Origin of the sequence: Polaromonas vacuolata, from assembly GCF_012584515.1 — a bacterium.
GTDB classification, from domain to species: Bacteria; Pseudomonadota; Gammaproteobacteria; order Burkholderiales; family Burkholderiaceae_C; genus Polaromonas; species Polaromonas vacuolata.
This window is the reverse complement of the sequence record NZ_CP051461.1, coordinates 1,775,311-1,795,439: the sequence shown is the minus strand read 5'-3', so window position 1 is coordinate 1,795,439 and position 20,129 is coordinate 1,775,311. Positions and strand designations below refer to the sequence as shown.

21 protein-coding genes are annotated in these 20,129 nt (G+C 49.9%); 18 read left to right on the top strand and 3 right to left on the bottom strand.

Annotation, left to right across the window (positions count from 1 at the left end):
* Positions 1 to 23 precede the first annotated feature (23 nt).
* The 7 genes from dapD (at position 24) to HC248_RS08210 (ending at position 6,937) form a co-directional block, all read left to right on the top strand.
* Complete coding sequence (gene dapD, locus HC248_RS08240) at positions 24 to 863, top strand: 2,3,4,5-tetrahydropyridine-2,6-dicarboxylate N-succinyltransferase (protein WP_168922075.1); 840 nt, start codon at positions 24 to 26, stop codon at positions 861 to 863.
* Positions 864 to 1,093: 230 nt separating this feature from the next.
* A complete protein-coding gene (gene dapE, locus HC248_RS08235; protein ID WP_168922074.1) occupies positions 1,094 to 2,269 on the top strand; it encodes a succinyl-diaminopimelate desuccinylase in 1,176 nt (391 codons plus the stop codon).
* Entirely contained in the window at positions 2,266 to 3,177 is a 912-nt protein-coding gene (prmB, locus tag HC248_RS08230; protein ID WP_168922073.1) for a 50S ribosomal protein L3 N(5)-glutamine methyltransferase, read from the top strand. Before dapE ends, prmB begins: the two co-directional genes overlap by 4 nt.
* Positions 3,178 to 3,319: 142 nt before the next feature.
* Positions 3,320 to 5,335, top strand: coding sequence for an ABC-F family ATP-binding cassette domain-containing protein (locus tag HC248_RS08225; protein WP_168922072.1), 2,016 nt, complete (start codon positions 3,320 to 3,322; stop codon positions 5,333 to 5,335).
* 17 nt (positions 5,336 to 5,352) lie between these two features.
* Positions 5,353 to 5,949, top strand: a complete 597-nt coding sequence (locus HC248_RS08220) for a hypothetical protein (RefSeq protein WP_337778970.1) — start codon at positions 5,353 to 5,355, stop codon at positions 5,947 to 5,949.
* Between the two features lie 149 nt (positions 5,950 to 6,098).
* The gene (locus tag HC248_RS08215; protein WP_168922071.1) at positions 6,099 to 6,431 is read left to right on the top strand and encodes a hypothetical protein; all 333 of its coding nucleotides are present in this window, start codon (positions 6,099 to 6,101) and stop codon (positions 6,429 to 6,431) included.
* Positions 6,432 to 6,559: 128 nt separating this feature from the next.
* A complete protein-coding gene (locus tag HC248_RS08210; RefSeq protein WP_168922070.1) occupies positions 6,560 to 6,937 on the top strand; it encodes a carboxymuconolactone decarboxylase family protein in 378 nt (125 codons plus the stop codon).
* On the opposite strand, the gene HC248_RS08205 is transcribed toward HC248_RS08210, so the two are convergent.
* Complete coding sequence (locus HC248_RS08205; RefSeq protein WP_168922069.1) at positions 6,934 to 8,382, bottom strand: HD-GYP domain-containing protein; 1,449 nt, start codon at positions 8,380 to 8,382, stop codon at positions 6,934 to 6,936. The two genes, HC248_RS08210 and HC248_RS08205, sit on opposite strands and share 4 nt — an antisense overlap.
* 439 nt (positions 8,383 to 8,821) lie before the next feature.
* Between HC248_RS08205 and HC248_RS08200 the strand changes: the two genes are divergently transcribed.
* On the top strand, positions 8,822 to 9,307 hold the full coding sequence (locus HC248_RS08200) for a DUF192 domain-containing protein (protein WP_168922068.1): 486 nt from the start codon (positions 8,822 to 8,824) through the stop codon (positions 9,305 to 9,307).
* Between the two features lie 77 nt (positions 9,308 to 9,384).
* On the opposite strand, the gene HC248_RS08195 is transcribed toward HC248_RS08200, so the two are convergent.
* Entirely contained in the window at positions 9,385 to 9,966 is a 582-nt protein-coding gene (locus HC248_RS08195; RefSeq protein ID WP_168922067.1) for a Fe-Mn family superoxide dismutase, read from the bottom strand.
* A 575-nt stretch (positions 9,967 to 10,541) separates the two neighbouring features.
* Between HC248_RS08195 and HC248_RS08190 the strand changes: the two genes are divergently transcribed.
* From HC248_RS08190 to adk, 6 genes are all read left to right on the top strand, one after another.
* Positions 10,542 to 11,174, top strand: coding sequence for a MotA/TolQ/ExbB proton channel family protein (locus tag HC248_RS08190; RefSeq protein WP_168922066.1), 633 nt, complete (start codon positions 10,542 to 10,544; stop codon positions 11,172 to 11,174).
* Positions 11,171 to 11,584, top strand: a complete 414-nt coding sequence (locus HC248_RS08185) for an ExbD/TolR family protein (protein ID WP_168922065.1) — start codon at positions 11,171 to 11,173, stop codon at positions 11,582 to 11,584. The genes HC248_RS08190 and HC248_RS08185 overlap by 4 nt, the downstream gene beginning before the upstream one ends.
* A 13-nt stretch (positions 11,585 to 11,597) precedes the next feature.
* Positions 11,598 to 12,587: a tetraacyldisaccharide 4'-kinase gene (lpxK, locus tag HC248_RS08180; protein WP_168922064.1), complete on the top strand. Its 990-nt coding sequence runs from the start codon at positions 11,598 to 11,600 to the stop codon at positions 12,585 to 12,587.
* A gap of 31 nt (positions 12,588 to 12,618) precedes the next feature.
* On the top strand, positions 12,619 to 12,801 hold the full coding sequence (locus tag HC248_RS08175) for a Trm112 family protein (protein ID WP_168922063.1): 183 nt from the start codon (positions 12,619 to 12,621) through the stop codon (positions 12,799 to 12,801).
* Positions 12,802 to 12,814: 13 nt separating this feature from the next.
* Positions 12,815 to 13,570: a 3-deoxy-manno-octulosonate cytidylyltransferase gene (gene kdsB / locus HC248_RS08170; protein WP_168922062.1), complete on the top strand. Its 756-nt coding sequence runs from the start codon at positions 12,815 to 12,817 to the stop codon at positions 13,568 to 13,570.
* A gap of 232 nt (positions 13,571 to 13,802) precedes the next feature.
* The gene (adk, locus tag HC248_RS08165; RefSeq protein WP_168922061.1) at positions 13,803 to 14,465 is read left to right on the top strand and encodes an adenylate kinase; all 663 of its coding nucleotides are present in this window, start codon (positions 13,803 to 13,805) and stop codon (positions 14,463 to 14,465) included.
* Positions 14,466 to 14,564: 99 nt separating this feature from the next.
* On the opposite strand, the gene HC248_RS08160 is transcribed toward adk, so the two are convergent.
* Positions 14,565 to 15,515, bottom strand: coding sequence for an asparaginase (locus HC248_RS08160; protein ID WP_168922060.1), 951 nt, complete (start codon positions 15,513 to 15,515; stop codon positions 14,565 to 14,567).
* Positions 15,516 to 15,813: 298 nt separating this feature from the next.
* Between HC248_RS08160 and lexA the strand changes: the two genes are divergently transcribed.
* The 4 genes from lexA (at position 15,814) to HC248_RS08140 (ending at position 20,123) form a co-directional block, all read left to right on the top strand.
* Entirely contained in the window at positions 15,814 to 16,530 is a 717-nt protein-coding gene (lexA, locus tag HC248_RS08155) for a transcriptional repressor LexA (protein ID WP_202882436.1), read from the top strand.
* A gap of 119 nt (positions 16,531 to 16,649) precedes the next feature.
* Positions 16,650 to 17,054, top strand: coding sequence for a hypothetical protein (locus HC248_RS08150; protein WP_168922059.1), 405 nt, complete (start codon positions 16,650 to 16,652; stop codon positions 17,052 to 17,054).
* Positions 17,055 to 17,112: 58 nt separating this feature from the next.
* A complete protein-coding gene (locus tag HC248_RS08145; protein ID WP_168922058.1) occupies positions 17,113 to 18,126 on the top strand; it encodes a D-2-hydroxyacid dehydrogenase family protein in 1,014 nt (337 codons plus the stop codon).
* A gap of 476 nt (positions 18,127 to 18,602) precedes the next feature.
* Positions 18,603 to 20,123, top strand: a complete 1,521-nt coding sequence (locus HC248_RS08140; RefSeq protein WP_168922057.1) for a 3-hydroxyacyl-CoA dehydrogenase — start codon at positions 18,603 to 18,605, stop codon at positions 20,121 to 20,123.
* The last annotated feature ends 6 nt before the right edge of the window (positions 20,124 to 20,129 follow it).

The window sequence follows — 20,129 nt, the reverse complement described above, 5'->3', positions numbered from 1 at the left end:
CCCTTAGCCATAAAAAGACCCACATGACCGTATCAAACGCCAACAGTGCCCTGCAAACCATTATTGACGCCGCTTGGGAAGCCCGGGCTAGCTTGTCACCAAAATCTGCAGCCAAAGAAATCATTGACGCAGTCGACAGCACTTTGGCCCAACTCAATAACGGCACGCTGCGTGTCGCGACCCGCGAATCCGTAGGTGTTTGGACCACACACCAGTGGATTAAAAAAGCCGTGCTGTTGTCGTTCCGCCTGAAAGACAACGAACTCATGCGCGCCGGCGACCTAGCCTTTTTTGACAAAGTCAAAACCAAATTCGCCCATCTGAGCGAAGAAGAAATGCGCGCCACCGGTGTTCGCGTCGTGCCACCAGCCGTTGCCCGTCACGGCAGCTTTATCGCCAAAGGCGCCATCCTCATGCCTAGCTACGTGAACATTGGCGCGTGGGTGGGTGAAGGCACTATGGTCGATGCTTGGGCAACTGTCGGCAGTTGCGCACAAGTCGGCGCGAATGTGCATTTGTCTGGCGGCGTAGGCCTTGGCGGTGTGCTTGAGCCCCTGCAAGCGAACCCAACGATTATTGAAGACAACTGCTTTATCGGCGCGCGTTCTGAAATCGTCGAAGGCGTGATCGTCGAAGAAAACTCAGTCATTTCCATGGGCGTCTACATCGGTCAGAGCACACCGATTTATGACCGTGAACTCGACACCATCAGCTACGGCCGCATCCCAGCAGGCTCAGTGGTTGTTTCCGGCAACTTGCCAAAGGCCGGCGGTAAATACAGTCTTTACTGCGCTGTCATCGTGAAAAAAGTCGATGCCAAAACCCGCGCCACCACCAGCTTGAATGATTTGCTGCGCGACTAAGTCCCACTAAAACGAGATAAAACCAAGGCCTGCGAGCTGATCTTGGTTTTTTTTTCTTAATTGTCTAGACAGACGTCAGCGCAAACCTCGTGTCTTGCGCTCAAGGGCCAGTTAAAACTCAGTGGCCAGTTTGTATTGACTATAGATTCGCAAACTTTTGAGCCCATCTCAAGTCAAGCAACTAGCCGCAAAGCTTTGAAAACCAAAATCCCACTGGACGCCTAATACTGATGAGCAAAACCTTAATCCTCACCGAACAACTGATCTCGCGCGAATCCCTCACGCCCAACGACGCCGGTTGCCAACAAATGCTGATGGACCGCTTGATCCCACTAGGCTTTGTCTGCGAGACCATTTGCAGCGGTCCAGAGAATTTTCGGGTCACCAATTTATGGGCAAAATTTCACGGCAGTCTGTCCGCAGGACAAACCGGCAGCCCCCGCACGTTGGTGTTTGCAGGCCATACGGATGTCGTGCCGACCGGCCCGCTAGCGCAGTGGTCAAGCCCGCCTTTTACACCTAGCCATAGAGACGGCAAGCTATACGGACGCGGCGCCGCTGACATGAAAACCTCGATCGCCGCCATGGTAGTGGCTTGTGAGGAATTTTTGGCACAGCACCCAAAGCCGGCTTTATCGATTGCTTTTTTAATCACCAGCGATGAAGAAGGCCCATCGGTTGACGGCACAGCCGTGGTTTGCCAACAGTTGCAAGCCAGAGGCGAAGTCCTCGATTACTGCATAGTCGGCGAGCCCACATCGGTGAGCGTGCTGGGCGACATGATTAAAAACGGTAGGCGCGGCAGCATGAGCGGCAAGCTCACGATCAAGGGCGTGCAAGGCCATATTGCGTATCCGCATTTAGCTAAAAATCCGGTCCATTTATTTGCACCAGCACTGGCCGAACTGGTCAGCACTGAGTGGGATAAAGGCAATGAATTTTTCCCAGCTACTAGCTGGCAAGTCTCGAATATGCACGCGGGCACTGGCGCTGGCAATGTAATCCCCGGCGACTTGGTGGTGGATTTTAATTTTCGCTTTTGCACTGAATCCACCGCCGAAGGCTTGCAACAGCGCGTCGTCGAATTGCTCGACCGCCACCAACTAAAGTACGAGCTGAAGTGGACCGTCGGTGGTCAACCCTTTCTGACCACACCAGCCGAGTTGGTGCAAGCAGTTAAAGCTGCGATTGCACAAGAAACCGGCGTACAAACCGAACTATCGACCACGGGCGGCACTAGCGACGGCCGCTTTATCGCCAAAATCTGCAAACAATTGATTGAGTTTGGCCCCATCAATGCGTCTATCCACAAAATTGATGAGCATGTGTTGGTCAGCAGCCTTGATCCACTGAAAAATATTTACAAAGGCACGCTGGAAAATCTAGCCAATGTGAGCCGCGCATGAGCGAGCAATTGCAACTCAAATCAAATTCCGTCCTATCGCTGATAGAGGAAGTTGCCGAGCAACTCGCCGCTGCGGGTCTGAGCTTAGAAAACGGTTTTGGTCAGGGCACACTCAACGCCTTTGACGAAGCGGCTTGGTTAGTCCTGTGGCGTCTGGCCTTGCCGATTGATAGTCTAGCGTCGGTTGAAGAAAAAGCAGTCTCACCAGAAGACTTGATACAAGTGACCAAGCTGCTGCAGCAGCGTATTACTACGCGCAAGCCACTGGCCTATCTGACTCAAGAGGCTTATCTGCAAGGCGTGGCCTTTTATGTCGACGAGCGCTGCATTATTCCGCGCTCCTTGATTGCCGAATTACTCGCCGACGAAAGCATAGACGACTGGCTCGATGAGGACACGCATCGCGTGCTCGACTTGTGCACCGGCAACGCCAGCCTAGCGGTGATTGCGGCCATGGTTTGGCCCGATGTCAACGTAGACGCCGCCGACATCAGTCAAGACGCGCTGGCTGTGGCCCGTATCAATGTAGATAAACACGAATTGCAAAGCCGCATCACGCTGATTACGTCTGATGGATTAACCGCTTGCAGCGGCCCTTATGATTTGATTTTGTGCAATCCGCCTTATGTCAACGCCGCCACTATGGCCGCTTTGCCGGCTGAATTTAAAGCCGAACCCAACTTGGCTTTAGCCGGTGGCAAAGACGGTATGGATTTCATTCGCGGCCTTTTTCGTACGGTGGCCGCAAAGATGAGCGAAAATGCTGTCTTGGTGTTGGAAATAGGCAATGAGCGCGCGAATTTCGAGCACGCCTTTCCAGGACTTGAGCCCTTGTGGTTCGAGACCAGCGCCGGTGCCGACCAAGTGCTACTGCTCACGCGGGAACAATTAGAGTTGGTATTTTCATGACTAAGCTCTGAGACTTTTCCTGCAACCCCCTAGAGTTTTTTCTGTCTTTCATGGCCCTTTTGGCCGCCAAACCTAAGCGGTTAATGCCGATTTATTTTGGCGTGTCTAAAAACCATTTCTATTCCGAGTCTGTCTGTTTTAAATGATTACCCTTAAAAATGTGGTGCTGCGTCGCGGCGCCAAACTCATATTGGACGCTGCGTCCGTGACCCTAAACCCTGGCGAAAAAGTCGGTTTGGTTGGGCGTAATGGTGCGGGAAAATCCACGCTGTTTGCCATGCTCAACGGCTCGTTAAATGAAGACGGCGGCGAATACAGCATTCCCAGCCTATGGCGCATGGCTCAGGTCGCTCAGGACATGCCTGAGACCGAACAAAGCGCCACCGACTATGTGATCGAAGGCGATGTAGTGCTGCTCGAAGCCCAAGCCGAAGTCGATGCCTCAGAAATCAGCGGCGACGGCGACCGCATGGCACACGCTTATATGAATCTCTACGACAGCGGCGCACACGACGCCCCGTCGCGCGCGCAAGCCTTGATTCTGGGTCTGGGTTTCAAGCTTAGCGAACTCGACAATCCGGTGAATAGTTTTTCCGGCGGTTGGCGCATGCGTTTACAGCTCGCCCGAGCCTTGATGTGCCCGTCTGATTTGCTGCTGCTAGACGAGCCAACCAATCACTTAGACCTTGACGCGCTAGTCTGGCTAGAAGCTTGGCTCAAACGCTACCAAGGCACCATGCTGGTGATTAGCCACGACCGCGAATTTTTGGATGCGGTGACCGATGTCACCGTGCACATTGAAAGCTCAAAGCTGATTCGTTACGGCGGCAACTACAGCAAGTTCGAAGACTTGCGCTCTGAGCAGATGGCGCTGCAACAAACCGCGTTTTCTAAACAGCAAGACAAAATTGCCCACCTGCAAAAGTTTATCGCCCGCTTTAAAGCCAAGGCCAGTAAAGCCAAGCAGGCCCAAAGCCGGGTTAAAGCACTTGACCGCATGGAGAAAATTGCGCCGCTGCTGGCCGAAGCTGACTTCACCTTTGAATTCAAAGAGCCGGCCAATCTGCCCAACCCCATGCTGTCCATGCAACACGCCTATTTTGGCTACCCTGCGCCGGAAGACGCACCAGAAGGCACACCGCCTACGGTGATCGTGCAAAACGTCAGCAAGTCGGTGTTGGCCGGTCAGCGAATTGGTATTTTGGGCGCCAACGGTCAAGGTAAATCGACCTTGGTCAAAACCGTCGCACGGGCTTTAATGCCTATCGACGGCGAATTGATTGAAGGCAAGGGCTTAAACATTGGCTACTTCGCGCAACAAGAACTCGACGTTTTGCGCCTAGAAGACAACCCACTAGACCACATGATTCGTTTGGTCAAGGAAGTCAGCGCCGCCGGCAAGATGGGCAATCAAGCCACACGCGAGCAGGACTTGCGCTCTTTCCTGGGCAACTTCAACTTCGGTGGCGACATGGTCAAGCAGGCCGTGGGCAGCATGAGTGGTGGCGAAAAAGCCCGCTTAGTGCTGTGCATGATTGTCTGGCAACGCCCCAACTTATTGCTGCTCGATGAGCCAACCAATCACTTGGACTTGGCCACCCGTGAAGCCTTATCAATGGCGCTGAATGAATTCGAAGGCACTGTGATGCTGGTCAGCCACGACCGCGCATTGCTGCGTGCCGTTTGCGATGAGTTTTGGATGGTCTCAAAAGGCGGTGTCGAACCCTTCGACGGCGACTTGGATGACTACCAGAAATACCTGCTGGACTACGCCAAGCGTCAACGTGAAGACGCCAAGAAATCGGGCACTAGCGCGGCTAAAACTAGCCCCGCACAAGCCGCGCCAGCAAAACTCACTGAGTCAAAAAAAAACGATAGTCAGCAACCCAATGCTGAGCAAAAAAAAGCCCAAGCCCAACGTCGTCAAGACCAGTCAGAGCTGACCAAACCGCTGCGCAAAGAACTCGATAAAGTTGATCTGCGCATGAAGTCTTTGGGTACTGAAAAAGACAGCCTGCAGGCCTTGCTGACGCGTAGCAAACTGCCGGCTGAAATCGCCCAAACTGGTAAACGTCTCAAAGTCATTGAAACTGAAACTGGTCAACTCGAAGAACGCTGGTTGGAACTGACTGAGCAAATTGAAACTGCCGCAGCCTAACCACGCACCAGATCGCCGTGACTGCCGTAGCACATACCGTGCTGCAGCGGTTCTATAGCGACCTTAACTTAGGGATTCAAACCATGCTCAGTGCACTGCAAATGGCAGGCGATGATGAGGACCTCAAAGCGGCTGTCATACACAGCCGTAAGTTACTCAATAAACGCGCTTTAGCCTCAGCGGTTGCCAGCGCAGTGCCTATTCCTGGTCTGGATATGGCTGTAGATGCGGCACTCTTGGCTAAGCTGATACCAGAGATCAACAAGGTCTTTGGTCTTACGCCTAATCAGCTCAGCCAGCTCAATCCCGAGAAACGCGAACAGGTGCATAAAGCCACCTCATTGGTTGGCTCAGCGTTGATCGGCAAGCTGATCACCAAAGATTTAGTTATTAAAGTCATCGCCAACTTAGGTATGCGTATGGGTACTAAGCAGCTGTCTAAATACATTCCATTTGCCGGCCAGTTGCTGGCGGCCTCAGTCGGTTATGCTGCTATTCGATATTTTGGTGAAGAGCATATGAAAGACTGCATTCGCGTGGCACAAAAAGCTGAACTGCTATTGCCGCAATTGGGATACTCGAAACCTGAATCGACCATCAAGTCAATCGAGTAAAGCGCGAATTGAGCGGCTAGCTGAAAGCTTTAATATCGATATTTTTGCAAGTAATTGTTCAATCCATTATTTACTCAGCAACTATGCGACAAAGCCCATTACTCCAATTTACATCCACCGCTTTTAAAGTCGAGTCGGGTGAAGATGACATGACAAGCCCAGACGTTTTTGGTAAGGCTTTGGCAATATGGCTTGCCGCTGAACTAAAGCAACGAGGCATTCAAGCTAATTACCCAATCGCCGAGGATTTAGGCTGGTTCATACCGGTCAATATCAAGCCCTACAGGCTCAGCATAGCTTGCGCGAACGTAGACGGCGCTATCGATAAATGGCAAGTTTTGGCCTTTCTGGAAGACTGGTTAACAGGCCCTCGCTTTGATCGTGATAACCGTGTAGAAACCCTGCAAGCGCTATTTGAAGTGATCGAAAAAACATTGCAACAAGCGCCCATGCTGTCTGATCTACAGTCACTTGGCAGTTAAGGCCGAAGTTACCAATGTCGCGCCTTTGAATTTTGGCAAAGTAGAAAAATAGAAAAGCTCAAGCTCTACTTTTTTTTCAATATCAATCCCAATCAACTTGATCGTTACCTTTAAGAAAGAAACAAACTATGAACCAAGAATCCTTTGAAAAAGGCCTTCAAACACGACGCGACGTGTTGGGCGCTGACTATGTTGACGCGTCCCTCAAAAGTGCAGACGCTTTCAATATGCCAATGCAAGAATTGGTCACCGAATATTGCTGGAATGAAATCTGGAACCGACCCGGCCTAGACCGGAAAACGCGCAGCATCATCAACCTTGCTATGCTCACCGCATTGAACCGTCCACACGAGTTAAAGCTCCACGTACGCGGCGCTATTAACAACGGTGTGAGCAAGGAAGAAATCAGCGAGATACTTCTGCAATCAGCCATTTATTGCGGCGTGCCAGCAGCTATTGACAGCTTTAGAGGCGCTAAAGAAGTCTTTAAGGAAATGAATATTTAAGGCGCCGAACTAAGGCTTTCTAAAGCCGCAGTTTCCGATATTTTTTTAATATTTTCGTCTGCCAAGGTTTTAAATTCACCGGTCAAATCAATCCGTGTAATGGCTCTTTTCAAAGCCTCAAAACAATCTGCATCTATCGCTGTACCGACTGTTTTTTCCATCATTGTCAGGGTGACGGGAATCGGAATTGCACCTCGATAGGGACGGTCAGCAGTAATGGCATCAAAAATATCTGCAATCGTGATGATGCGTGTCTCCAAACTTATATCAACTGCACTCAAGCCATTTGGATAACCATTACCATCCAACCGTTCATGGTGTGCACCGGCCACCTTTGCCAACTCACCAAAGGCTTTAATTTTAGAAAGAATTTTCTCTGTTAACGCCGCATGTTCTTTGACTGCAGCCCATTCGTCCTTATCAAGTTTTCCGGCTTTATCTAAGACACTATTGCTAACACCTAGCTTGCCAACATCATGCAAAAGTGCTGCACGTTTTAGCCAGCGGCGGCGATCCGGATCCAAACCAAGTTCCTCAGAAATTAAGTCTGTGTACAAAGCAACTCTTGAGCTGTGCCCGCTGGTAAAGGGACTCTTGGAGTCGACCACCTGTCCAAACGCTGTGGCAATGTCATCTAGATAATCTTCATCTAAAGGCACAATAAAACTGGCAGGTTCCAGCGCTTCCACAGCGTCATTGAGCGCAGTGCTGCTAAGCATGGTCCAAAAAGAAGTATTTGTTGTGAGGTTTTCCATAGCAGTGACTAATTCTGGAGAAAACCATTGACCACTGCGACGGCGCACTTCATCGATTGCAGCGCTTTGTCCTCCGGAGACATTAAACACATCCACGACTTGGGCCAGTAGTGCTATGCGTGAATAAATCGGGATGGCTTGGCCAGCCAATTGATCCGGTTTGCCTTGACCATTCCAATGCTCGTCTAGGCTATAAATTCCATTAGCGACTGCCTCTGGAAAACGCAGCAGTCGCGCAATATCAGCGCCTCTTTGGCATCGCGTTTGTATCAATTCTTGAGAATATTCAGAACCATTTTTAAAAATATTTAACACACTGCGAAAACGCTCAGACAAACCCGCTTGCAAGCCGGTGTGCTTTAAAACAAAGCGCACAACTTGAGGAAAGCTGTCCCCCACAAACTTGAAATCGCGCTTAAAAGCCAAGTCATCGGTCAGGTAGAGCGCACAAATTCGAGCGGCATTGCTGCTGCAACCCAAGTCTTTAAGAAGCAGCGTGTAATAAAGCTCCCATTGCTCAGCCTCAGACATACCGATTTCGCGAGCAACGTGCATGCCTATCCAGCAGCATCTCACGCAATGCCCCTCGGGTTGGCCCTCAGTCATATCCAGAGCCTGACTGAGAGCCGCAATGATTTCGGAAAGCTTTAGCTCAATAGGCTTGGCAGTATTACTTTTATTTGAACGCATAACATCAATTTAACGAATCAACGTGCATCACGTCTAACAAGGGATATTGCTTTCAAATAAAAACGACTTTAGCTAACTTTTTAGTTAATTTCCATCCAAGTTAAAGCCATATTTTCAAAATTCACTGTCTGCTTTTTCTAGTCAAGCATGTTCAAAAGCACAGGCCTTAAGCAAGCTTTCTAGGCAATAAACCGAAGCAGAGTAGACAAGCTAGATGTACGGACGGCGAAGGTGGTCTTGCCCTGTCAGCCGTCTAGGCCATGGGCCACCTTTTCATCAATATCAAGCAGTATCTTGAGAATTGACTATCGCCAAAAAATTTAGACCAGTCCATAAATACCTAGATCGTCCGTCCTAAAGTAGGGTAATGATTTGTATACATACCAAATAATCAGCACGATTGGTTTATGCTTTGTTTTCCATTCAAACTTGCATCACTATGATTTCCAAGCCAGCACCTCTTTTCTCATCATGCTTAGCATTAATTGCTACGCTTTTATCTATAGCCGCACCTCTGTCCGCCGCTGCCCAGGACAATATGGCGCAAACAAAGCTTGAGCGCGTGGCATTAACGGCGGGTATTCACAGAATTGACGCACAGATTGCAGCAACGCCGCAGCAACGTGAAATAGGACTGATGTTTCGCAAAGATATGCCTCAGCAAGAAGGCATGATTTTTGTGTTTGATCAACCCAATCAACAGTGCTTTTGGATGAAAAACACTGTGTTGCCACTAAGCGCAGCATTTGTAGCCGATGACGGAACTATAGTTAACGTGGTTGATATGAAGCCTCAAACCCTAGACTCGCACTGTTCAGAAAAACCCGTACGTTATGTCCTAGAAATGAACTTAGGCTGGTTTGCCAAAAAAGGCATTAAGGCTGGCGCCAAGCTGCAAGGGCCACCGTTTCAAGTTAGCCGCTAAAAGCTAAGTTGTAGCGACAAAAAAAACCGGCAAAAGCCGGTTTTTTCAATTCAGCAATTAAGCTGCATTAGGACGCATTAAGCAAAGTTAGCTTCTGCGAAATTCCAGTTGACCAAGTCAGCCAGGAAAGTCTCAACATATTTTGGACGCATGTTGCGAAAATCGATGTAGTAAGCGTGTTCCCACACGTCAACCGTTAGCAAAGCCTTGTCAGCGCTAGTCAGTGGCGTGCCGGCTGGGCCGGTATTGACGATGTCGACTGTGCCGTCTGGTTTTTTCACCAGCCAGGTCCAGCCGGAACCGAAATTACCAACAGCGGATTTGACGAACGCTTCTTTGAAAGCAGCGTATGAGCCAAACTTCGCATTGATGGCGGTTGCCAATGCACCGGTTGGCTCGCCGCCGCCCTTTGGCTTCATGCAATTCCAAAAGAAAGTGTGGTTCCACACTTGGGCTGCGTTGTTGTAGACACCACCGCTGGATTTTTTAACGATCTCTTCGAGCGACATGGCTTCGAACTCAGTGCCTTTTTGCAAGTTATTGAGGTTCACGACATAGGCGTTATGGTGCTTACCGTAGTGATACTCAAAGGCTTCTTGGCTGTACTGCGGGGCTAATGCGTCGATTGCGTAGGGAAGTGGGGGTAGTTGATGTTCCATAATTTTTCCTTTTTTTGAACTAAAAAAAATTTCATTGTGAAGCTAGTTAAAAAGCAACTGCACAAAGTAGTGGTGAAATATTATTGTAAAAACTAAATGCTTTTGTGCTGTTACAGCTTTAATCGACCACTTGAATCTAAGGGTAGCATGCACAGCAGGGTTGAACCGGGCCAAGGTTTTAAACGTCCGCAATGCAGCTCAGCAAAATCTATCGTTTGAAACGTGTATGGCAGTCCTTGCTGCTAAATTTTCAATCACTGCGTCCAATCTTTTTATCAGGCCGTCGATACAACTCGGCGTTACTCATCAATCGCTTGGTAGCCAAGATGCATTTCATGGGCGCTTGATTTTTAAGTCGTAACTCGTAACTGCTTTAAAAAAGCAGACTTCTGATTCACACTGGTAACGGCGTTTGGCAAGCAATAGCGATTGGTCATGCCGCTGGTGCGCGTGGTCCAAGCATTATTTAAACCAAGCAACTGTTCAAGCGATCAAAAGGCCCTGACTGATATTTGACCCGATAAGGAGTTGCACCTCAGTCATAATTCAACACAATTTATACGCTAGGAGATGCAGTGTTTTCCATCATACAAGCCGCAGGATGGCCAATTTGGCCCTTGCTTGCCTGCTCAATCCTAGCCCTAGCACTGGTTATTGAACGTTTTAGCAGCCTCAAAACGAGAAAAATAGCACCTGCAAAACTATTGGAAGAAGCCATAGCGGTTTCAAGAAACTCAATACCTTCGCCCAATGTTGTCATTCAGCTAGAGCAAAACTCACTGTTAGGTGAGATTCTTGCCAGTGGCTTTCACGCAATCAGCAACAATCCGCGCATTAGCGAAGACGACTTGCGCTCGTCAATAGAGGGCGCGGGCCGGCAAGCGGCTCACAAGCTAGAACGCTATTTAGCAACGTTAGCAACTATCGCTTCGGCAGCGCCCTTGCTAGGTTTGTTGGGTACCGTGATCGGCATGATAGAAATTTTTGGCGCACAGTCGGGATCAAGCGGCGGCATGGGGAATCCGGCGCAACTCGCACACGGCATATCAATTGCACTTTACAACACCGCTTTTGGCTTAATGGTGGCCTTACCGGCTTTGATTTTTTGGCGCTACTTTAAAGCCCGGGTTGACGGCTTTTTGCTGACTCTAGAATTGGCTTCAGAACGCTTTGTACGTCATCTGATTACATTGACAAAATCAGCATGAATTTCCGCAGATCCGCTCGCGATGAGCCTGAAATCAATCTCATAGCGTTTATTGATGTGCTGCTCGTCGTGGTCATTTTCCTCATGCTATCGACGACTTACAGCAAGTTCAGCGAGTTGCAGATCAAGCTACCAGCGGCCGATGCCGAGCAGCAACGAGACTATCCTAAAGAGGTTATTGTCTCGGTCAGCAGCGATGGCCAGTACATGGTCAACAAGACTGCCGTTGAGGGGCGCAGCTTAGACGCTTTGGTGCTAGCCATGCGGGACTCAGCCAAAGCTGGGAAGGACAGTGTTGTCATCATCAGTGCCGATGCGAGTGCAACTCACCAATCCGTCATAACCGTCATGGAAGCGGCGCGAAGAATTAATTTAACGCAAATTACTTTTGCGACTCAAATCCTTAAGTAACTGGCATTAAGGCATGAAAGCTAGTTTGCAAGATGCTTGGCGTTCTAAAAGTGCAGTGGCTTATATGCTGTGGCCGTTGTCGTTAATTTATGCTGTTTTGATTAGTCTTAGAACACTACTTTACCGCTTAGGTTGGCTGCACTCTGACCACGCTGGCGTCGCTACCTTGGTCATCGGTAATGTTGTTGCTGGTGGTGCCGGGAAAACGCCTTTAGTCATGGCTTTGCTGACACATTTTAATTCGCGCGGCATTCGCGTTGGTGTCATAAGTCGCGGCTATGGCCGATCAGATAAAGATTGCCGTGAGGTGTTTGCAGACACCCCAGCAGCACAAGCTGGCGACGAACCGGCGTTGATTAAAAAAAACCGAGATGTACCGGTTTTTGTTGCACAAAACCGCTTAGCAGCAGCCCGTGCATTGCTTGCAGCTTATCCACGCACCGAGTTAATAATTTGCGATGACGGCCTGCAACACTATGCACTCCAGCGCGATATAGAAATTGTTGTGTTCGACGACGGCGGTCTTGGCAACGGCTGGCTAATACCCGCCGGTCCGCTACGCGAGCATTGGCCGCGCCAAGCTAACCTAGTGCTGCACACCGGTCGTCATCCCGCTTTTGCGGGCTACAGATCGACTCGCCAACTGGCAGACCAAGCTGTTGCGCAGGACGGTAGCTGTGTCACGCTGCAAAGCCTAAGGGGCGAGCGATTGGTTGCACTGGCTGGAATTGCTAATCCGAGTGCTTTTTTTGAAATGTTAGAGCAAACCGGTCTCAAGCTAGAACACCGCATTCCACTGGATGATCACCACGATTTTTCTGCTGGACTGCCGTTTATAGCGGCAGGCAGCACGGTGCTTTGCACTGAAAAAGACGCCATTAAACTTTTTGAATTGCCGCAATCAGCTAATTTTCGCCTGTTATCGGTGGCGCTGGTGTTTGAACCCGAGCCGGCTTTCATGCAAGCCTTTGACGCCTTACTGGACAAACAGCTAGGGCGTTAAGCATTCACACTTTCTCAATTAACATCAAGCTATGGATATAAAACTTCTCGAATTATTGGTTTGCCCGGTCACCAAGGGCCCATTGGAATATGACCGCGAAAAGCAGGAACTGACCTCACATAGTGCGCGCCTAGCCTACCCGGTACGAGATGGTTTGCCGGTAATGCTGGAAAGCGAAGCTCGCACCATGAGCGACAAAGAGCTGGGTATTTAAACCCTAGTCCTGCATGTCTTTTACCGTCCTCATTCCCGCCCGTCTCGCTTCCACCCGATTGCCCAACAAACCGCTGGCTGATTTAGGCGGCATACCAATGGTTGTGCGTGTCGCACAGCAAGCCCTTAAAAGCCAAGCCAGCGCGGTTGTTGTAGCGACCGACAGTCGCGAGGTAATAGAGCGCTGCACTGAGTTCTCCGTACGCAGTGTTTTGACACAAAGCAATCACCCCAGCGGCAGCGACCGTCTGGCTGAAGCTTGCATATTGCTAGGCTTAAAGGACAACGAAGTCGTCCTCAACGTTCAAGGCGATGAGCCTTTGATTGACCCTGACCTAATTAATTCGGTCGCCAGCTTGCTGGCCAATCGGCCTGATTGCGACATGAGCACGGCCGCCTATCCGATTGATAAATACGAAGATTTACTCAATCCCAATATTGTCAAAACCGTTTTAGATGCGCGGCAAACGGCACTTTATTTCAGCCGCTCGCCGATTCCTGCCGCGCGGGATTTTGGCGCTCAACCGTGGTGGACTGACAGCACTTTGCCAAGACCGTTGCGGCATGTGGGCTTATATGCTTACCGCGTCGGTTTCCTCAGGCTGTTTCCCAAGCTTGACCAAGCCCCTCTTGAACAACTGGAAGCGCTTGAGCAATTGCGCGCCTTGTGGCATGGCTATCGAATTGCCGTGCACATCAGTCAGGGAAATCCGGGTCCGGGTGTGGATACGCCCGAAGATTTAGCGCTGGCGCGGCAATATTTCTCCTGATTGTCGAGTCATCAAAACGCACTGAAAAAGCAGTAGCGACACCCCCGAAACGCTATGTAAGTTGACGCAAGGGCCTGCATGCTATCCTCTGGGTCGGACAAATGCTCGAACGGACCTGCCGTATCAGTCAAAAGCATGCATAGCGGCGCTGTAAAGCAACACCGAACTAACCGGCCGCCAATTGGAGAGCCGGGCGATAAATAACTGAAATAACAAAAATTCGAGGATATTAATGAGACTGATTTTGTTAGGTGCACCCGGTGCAGGCAAAGGTACGCAAGCGACTTTTATTTGCCATAAATACAAGATTCCCCAAATATCCACTGGTGATATGTTGCGTGCGGCGGTTAAAGCTGGAACACCGCTGGGCTTAGAAGCAAAAAAAATCATGGATGCCGGCGGTTTGGTCAGTGATGAATTGATCATTAATCTTGTGAAAGATCGCATCACTCATCTCGACTGCGAACAGGGATTTTTATTTGATGGTTTCCCACGCACTATTCCCCAAGCCGATGCAATGAAAGCGGCAGGCGTCAAGATCGATTACGTTTTGGAAATCGATGTCCCTTTTGAGGCCATCATCGAACGCATGAGTGGTCGCCGTTCACACGCCGCGTCAGGTAGAACCTACCACCTCAAGTACAACGCGCCAAAAGTTGAAGGACTGGACGATGTCACTGGTGAGCCACTGATACAGCGCGCCGACGACAAAGAAGAAACCGTGCGCACCCGGCTTGAGGTGTATGACGCACAGACTCGACCACTGGTCGACTATTACGCAAAATGGGCCGAGCAATCCTCAACTGATGCGCCGGCTTACCGCGTCATCAGCGGTATGGGCAGTGTCGAAGACATCACCAGCAGGGCATTCATGGCGCTTGAAGCTAAAGCCTAAAAATTAGCTTTAGCAGCAAATAGCGCAATAAAAACCGCCGCGGTCGCAACACCGTGGCGGTTTTTTTATGTTCGCCGCAAAATCGCTGTCTGTTGCGTTTTAGCTCAGCAGGCGTAACCAGAGTTCTATCCTGGCTTTTACTGGACTCAGGCCGTGCGAGTCTTCCAGCGCATCATCGGCTCTCGCCAGAACCCGACCATTCACACAGCGCGTTGCTCGCATGATCAATACGCCCTGATCCCGGGCATTCAGCAAAGCCGCTTCCAACGCATGGTGTATGGTTCCATTACCAGTGCCAGCAATCACCAGTCCAGCCACACCAAGCTGACACAAAGCCTGCACCAATAGACCATCGGCACCGGTGTAATTCATCAAAATTTCAATTCTGGGCCAGACGCTAGTTAAAGCTGCTGCGCTGATATTTTCTCTCAACGCGGTGCTGTTACTACGCTGGCTTAAAGGCCAAGCGCGCAGCTGCCGCACAGCGCCCTCCTCTACATAGCCCAGCGGCCCAGCATCGCCAGAACTAAAGGCGTCGAGCTGGTAGGTATGTACTTTTTGCACCTCTAATGCACTGTGGACCACACCGGAACAAACCACCATGACGCCAAACGCACCCGTGTGCAGTGCAACTGACGCAGCGTCGAGCACATTTTGCGGTCCATCAGGCGCTAAAGAGCTAGCCGGACGCATGGCGCATGTCATAACTACCGGCTTACCTGGATTGAGGAGAACTTGAAGAAAGTAAGCGGTCTCCTCAAGCGTATCGGTTCCGTGGGTGATAACAATACCGTCAACAGTCGAATCATCCAAGTAGTGCTGAATCCGATCCGCCAGCTTGGCCCAAACCGTAAAACTCATGTCCTTGCTGTCGAGTTGGGCGACCTGTTCTGTGTGTATGTTGGCAAGGCTGCTCAAACTTGGAATCGCTTGCACCAATTGATCTACACCGAGTTCTGCTGCTGTGTAGCCAATGTTGTCCGAACTACTAGCCGCCGTGCCCGCGATAGTGCCGCCGGTGCCCAAGATGACGATTTTCTTTGTCTGCATGGTGAATTAACTTGCTTTTAAAAAAGAACTGGATAAAAATACAGCTACTGTTTATTAAAACAGTCCTGTAAGCGAATGGAAGAATAACAACTGACTGGATGAACACAAATTTGATTTTTCAATTGTGTGCGAATTGGCAATCCAAGCACTTTAGTGCCAAGTAACTAATCGCAATAGTTCAATCATTGTTACTGCCAGCATTTTTAATCCTTTTGCCCGCAGCTTTTTGCCAGAGACATGACATTCGTAAGACCGTATTTACTGCCCACAACGCCAATATCGCCTAGGAGTTAGCACCATGAATACTTTCAACAAGCTCAGCAACATGAGCACAAACTCGGTCACGGTCAGCCCAAAGCTCACAGCGCGTCAGCAGCAAATTCTCGAACTGATTAAAGCCGCTATCGCCAACACAGGCGCGCCTCCCACGCGAGCAGAAATCGCCGTTACGCTCGGATTTAAATCCGCTAACGCCGCCGAAGAACATCTTCAAGCCTTGGCCCGCAAAGGGGTCATAGATCTGATCAGTGGTACATCTCGTGGCATCCGCTTGCGCGGAGACACCCTGCGCTCAGTCAATGAGTCGCGCATGCAGCAATTTACTCTCCCACTGCAAAGCTTGGCCCAGATGGTGTTGCCGCTAATAGGTCGTGTGGCTGCTGGCAGCCCCATACTGGCACAAGAGCATATTGAACAGACCTATCACCTTGAAAGCAGTCTGTTCGCCAAACAACCCGACTACCTCCTTAAAGTGCGCGGCATGAGTATGCGAGACGTCGGCATCTTGGATGGTGATTTACTGGCGGTCAAACAGGCTAAAGAAGCGGTTAACGGTCAAATTGTCGTGGCCCGTATTGGCGATGAAGTCACAGTCAAACGCTTTCGCCGTACCAAAGGAATGATTGAGCTGCTGCCAGAAAATCCCGATTTTCAAATCATAGTTGTGCAGCCAGGCGAGTCTTTCGAAATCGAAGGCTTGGCAGTTGGACTAATACGCAGCAGCGTTTTCATGTAAAAAATGGTACTGCAACAGGTGGTGGGCGTTTGGTCAGTCAATGATCAACACCCTGCAGCAGTGGCCTTGGCGTCTTTAAAAATCCTACCTATGTAAACCTCTTGATAAGGAAGTTCATCATGGGAATTCTCAGTTTTTCATTTCGTCTTGCCTTTATGCCGCAACTATCATCTTTGATAGCTGCGTCCAGCTCAGCCAACCTCGAATCGTTGGAAATTCATAAACACACCAAATCATTGGTGGCGAGCTCCAACAGTCAACTTTTGCGGGAATCTTCAAAAGAGATCAAGCCAGCTTATCATGCACCAATAACTTTTGAGCCGGTAGCAAGCGGGCAAAGCATTGTTTGCGGCAACACAACTAAGCAAAGCCGACTGAAAATAGTCCGCTTGCTTGAACCCGGCGATAGCGCCTCATGCGCAGGACGCATGCTGATATCTGGAAGAATGGCAGATGTCTGCGCCGAACTAGATCGAATGGAGAAACGCAGTGCAGGTCATAGACAAAAACTCTTGGTCAATTAATTACGTTATGGCACTTGTGTGAAACAAAGGATCAAAGAGTTGCAGGCACAATATAGTGATGAATATAGTGATACTGGACGATTATCAAGATGCAGTTCGTAAATTAGACTGCGCCGCAAAACTCGATGCTTTCCCTGCCAAGGTCTACACCAACACCATCAAAGGCATTGGTCAATTGTCGGTCAGGCTCAAGGATGCTGATGTCATAGTGTTGATTCGGGAACGCACTCAACTCAATCGACAGCTAATCGAAAAGTTACCGAAACTTAAAATGATTGCTCAGACCGGCAAACTGGGCAGTCACGTTGATATTGCAGCCTGCACAGAACGTGGCATAGCCGTGTCTGAAGGCACAGGCTCACCTACAGCAGCCGCAGAACTAACCTGGGCATTGATCATGGCTGCGATGCGCCGCCTGCCGCATTACATTTCAAACCTCAAACATGGTGCTTGGCAGCAAGCGGGACTTAAGGCTGCGTCAATGCCAACTAATTTCGGCATAGGTTCAACCCTTAAGGGCAAAACACTGGGGATTTGGAGTTACGGCAAAATCGGCCAACTCGTAGCTGGGTATGGCCGTGCATTTGGGATGCGCGTTGTTGTCTGGGGCAGTGAATCCACGCGCGCGCGCGCTCAGGACGACGGCTTTGAAGTTGCTGCAACAAAAGCTGAATTTTTTGAGCAATGTGATGTGCTAAGCCTACATCTGCGTCTGAGCAATGAAACCCGCGCCATCATCAAACTAGAAGACCTCTCGCTGATGAAATCAACTGCTTTGCTAGTGAACACCTCACGTGCTGAGCTCATAGAAGCCGAGAGTTTGATTTCCGCACTCAATCGAGGACGTCCAGGTCTTGCTGCTGTCGACGTATTTGAGACCGAACCCATCATGCAAGGCCACGCATTACTGAGGCTAGAAAATTGCATTTGCACGCCTCACATAGGCTACGTGGAGCAAGACAGCTACGAAATGTACTTTAGCTCTGCATTTGATAATGTGCTTAATTTCATCAATGGCAAGCCGACCAACATCGTTAACCCCAGTGCCCTGCAAGTCCAGCGCTTAAGTTGAGTTGACATTAGATTCAAAATTCATTTTTCGCAAGCGCAGATACGCGCCAAACTAAGCCTTATGTGATCCTAAGCGCAGCATTCAAGTACTCACAAAACTAGCGTTTTTGATGTGTCATCCTTAAGCGTTTGCGACAGACACCAAAAAATCAGACAACATTTTTATGAGTTAGCCATTTTGGTGGCTGTAAACGCTATTTACCGCTATCAATAGCTATCAAGGGCTTTTGAGACTTATTAGTGCTGCAATTTAGCGAATCGTTTGAGACCGACACACTTCGCCCGATTAGGTCAAATACGGCCTCGAAAATCAAAACAAATGCATCTGTAATATCTCTGGCGAATAGCCTTACTTGAAATTACTACGCGCAGAATTTTGCGCTGCAAGTGCATGGAAATAGTGTGCTTTTTGCCCGTAGTTGCTTAAATCACTTTTCTCTGACACCGCGCATCGAATGCTACGCAATAATACATTTCATGAAACCAATTTTTAAAACTACAGGAATCGTTGGCGCTGGCGCCATGGGGCGCGGAATTGCGCAAATAGCTGCTCAAAGTGGCAGCATTGTCAAACTCTTTGACATGCAGCCCCAAGCCAGCACCAAGGCCAAAGCGGCACTCGCCGATCAGTGGGACAAATTGCTGGCGAAAGACAGAATAACGTTAGAGACAGCTCAGGCCAATAAAGAGCGGGTAGTGTGTGTGGAAAACCTGTTCGACCTGTCTGACTGTGACCTAATTATTGAGGCTGTGGTCGAACGTCTAGATGTCAAACAGTCACTGTTCACTGAGCTCGAGGCACTGGTATCTGAAGAAACCGTTTTTGCTAGCAATACATCTTCTCTCTCGATCACCGCTATTGCTTCTGTATTGAAGTGTCCAGAACGCTTTGCCGGTTTTCACTTTTTTAACCCAGTCCCGTTGATGAAAGTGGTAGAAGTCATTGCCGGCATTCGCACAGACGCTGATGTTTGCCACAAACTTTCAGACTACGCGCGTCAAATCGGACACACGGCCGTATTAGCACAGGACACACCGGGCTTTATCGTCAACCATGCCGGACGAGGCTACGGCACAGAAGCGCTACGAATCATCAGCGAAGGCATTGCAGACTTCGCCACCATAGACCGCATTTTGCGCGACCAACTAGGTTTTAAACTCGGCCCCTTCGAGCTAATGGATCTGACCGCACTAGACGTCTCGCATCCGGTTATGGAAGCGATTTACAAACAATATTACGAGGAAGCGCGCTACCGCCCTAGCGTCATCACCGCACAGCGCTTGGCCGGCGGATTGCTGGGTAAAAAAAGCGGTGCTGGTTTTTACGCTTATGTGGACGGTGTTATGCAAGTGCCGACTGAAGCTGCGGTGCCTGAAGTATTGGTTATGCCGCCAGTATGGGTCTCGCCGCGGGCGTCACGTCGCTCAGAGTTGTTGCAATTATTAAAAAATCTCGGCGCAGTTATAGAGACCGGCGCCTCAGCCTCTCCTCAAGCCCTGATGCTGGTCGCACCACTAGGCTTTGACATCACCACGGTAGCGGTGGTCGAACGGCTAGACCCGGCGCGCACCATAGGTATTGACATGCTGATGGACGATGCCACAACCAAGCGCCGTGTACTCGCTACCAATCCTGCGACCCGCATAGACATGCGCGATGCTGCGCACGCATTGTTTGCACGCGATGGCAAAGCCGTCAGCGTGATACGCGACAGCGGTGGCTTTGTGAGTCAACGCGTAGTGGCCACCATCATTAATATCGCCAGCGATATATGCCAGCAAGGCATTTGCAGCCCCAAAGATTTAGAGCTTGCAGTCACGCTAGGCTTGGGCTATCCAGCCGGCCCGCTGGCCATGGGTGACCGTTACGGACCCACCAATATTTTAGAAGTGCTGTTTAATATGCAGACCGTCTATGGTGATCAGCGCTATCGTCCCTCGCCGTGGCTGCGCCGCCGTGGTGCTATCGGCCTAAGCCTGACGCATGTTGAGAGCTGATATGCA